General features: G+C 65.5%; 1 pseudogene. It reads left to right on the top strand.

Annotation, left to right across the window (positions count from 1 at the left end):
* Positions 1-1,926: pseudogene (locus tag NMG10_RS25710) on the top strand (adhesin); the annotation flags it as partial.

Below are 1,926 nucleotides of genomic sequence, written 5' to 3'. Positions count from 1 at the left end.
AGCGCCGGCAAGCTCACCCTGGCCACCACTGGCAAGGTAGACAACCAGCGCGGCTCGATCACCGCTGACGGCGCCCTCGACCTGCGCAGCGCCAGCCTGGACAACCGTGCCGGCGAGATCGGCGCGCAGGGGGCCATGGATATCGCCACCGGCACGCTGGACAACCGCGACAGCGGGCACGTGGTCGGCAACGACCGCCTGACCATCAAGGCCGGCCAGGTCAACAATGCCGGCAGCGATAGCCGCATCGACAGCGATGGCGCCATGCAGCTGACCGCCACGGGCTTCGACCAGCAGGCCGGGCGTCTGCTGAGCAAGGCCTCGATCACCCTCGACCTGGGCCAGGGCGCGTTGGTCAACCATGGCCTGATCAAGGCTCCGCTACTGGTGCTGAATAACCTCGGCAGCGTCGACAACCAGAAGGGCGAGATTTCCAGCCCACAAGGTTTCACCCTCGCCGCCACAACGCTGGACAACCGCCAGGGCAAGCTGCTCAGCGACCAGGCCTTGACGGTGCGTATCGCCCAGGCACTGGACAATGCCAAGGGACTGGTCTCGGCCAAGGGCCTGGACCTGCGTGCCGCCAGCCTGGACAACCGCGAAGGTGAAGTCAGCAGCCGCTCCAGCCTGGTCGTGGCTATTGATGATCGCCTGGACAATCGCCAGGGCACTTTGGTGGGCGATACCTCGCTGAAGCTCGACGCCAAGACCCTGGACAACAGCAAGGGCAAGATTTCCGGCAAGGGCCGCGGCGAGATCGAGGCCGCCACACTGCTCAACACTGCGGGTTCGCTGATCAGCCTGGAGCAGTTGCGGATCAAGGGTGGCGAGCTGGACAACCGTGAGTCAGGGCTGCTCGGCAGCAACGGCGCCCTGACCCTGGACGTCGATCGGATCGACAACCGTGGCGGCGAGATCACCGGCAAGGCCGCTGTCGCGGTCACCGGCACCTCGCTGGACAACAGCGACGGCGGCCTGCTGGTCGCTGGCACCGGCATGACCCTCGCCTTGCAGGCACTGCTCAACCGCAACAAGGCGCGTATCGAGGCCCAGACCGGTCTGACCCTGACCGGTCTGACCCTGGACAACGACGGTGGCCGCCTGACCAGCCAGCGGGACATGACCCTGACCTTGACCGGCGCGGCGCTCAACCGCCTCGGCCTGATCAGCGCCGAGGGCCAGCTGGTGATGGCTGCGCAAAGCTTGGACAACAGCACTGGCAAACTGGATAGCGCCGGCAGCTTGAAGCTGACCACGGCAGGCGCGCTGCTCAACAAGGGTGGCGAGTTGCTGAGCGACGGTGACATCACCCTGGCCAGCGCCAGCCTGGAAAACACCGACAAGGGCGTTATTGCCAGCAAGGGCGCGCTGACCATTACCACCGGCCACCTGGACAACAGCCGCCAGGGCAGTATCAGCAGCAACCGCACCCTCGATCTGCATGCTGGTCAACTGGACAATCGCGACGGCGGCCGAGTCGGTAGCCGTGAAGCACTCAGTGCAACGGTGACCGGCCTCGACCAGCAGGGTGGCAAGCTGTTCAGTGACACTTCGGTGAACCTCGACCTGAGCCATGGCCACCTGGATAACCGTGGCGGCCTGATCAATGCCCCGTCGCTGCTGCTGAACAATCTCAAGACCGTGGCCAACCAGGGTGGCGAGATCTCCAGCGCGCAAGCGTTCACCGTCGCCGCCGAGCAACTCGACAACGGCAATGGCCGTTTGCTCAGTGACCAGCGCCTGCTGCTGCAGATCAGCCAGCGCCTGGACAACCTCAAGGGCCTGATCGGCGGCCAGTCGCTGGAGGTTCATGCCGGTGTGCTGAGCAACCGCGACGGCGGCCGCATCGAAGCCAAGGACGCGCTCACACTCACCAGCAAGGGCCTGGACAACCACGGCGGCAAACTGCTCGGCAGCAGCCTTGCA

Origin of the sequence: Pseudomonas sp. DVZ6, assembly GCF_024259445.1 — a bacterium.
Classification (GTDB): domain Bacteria; phylum Pseudomonadota; class Gammaproteobacteria; order Pseudomonadales; family Pseudomonadaceae; genus Aquipseudomonas; species Aquipseudomonas peradeniyensis.
The sequence above is the reverse complement of the archived record's forward strand: the minus strand, read 5'-3'. Positions and strand labels throughout refer to the sequence as shown.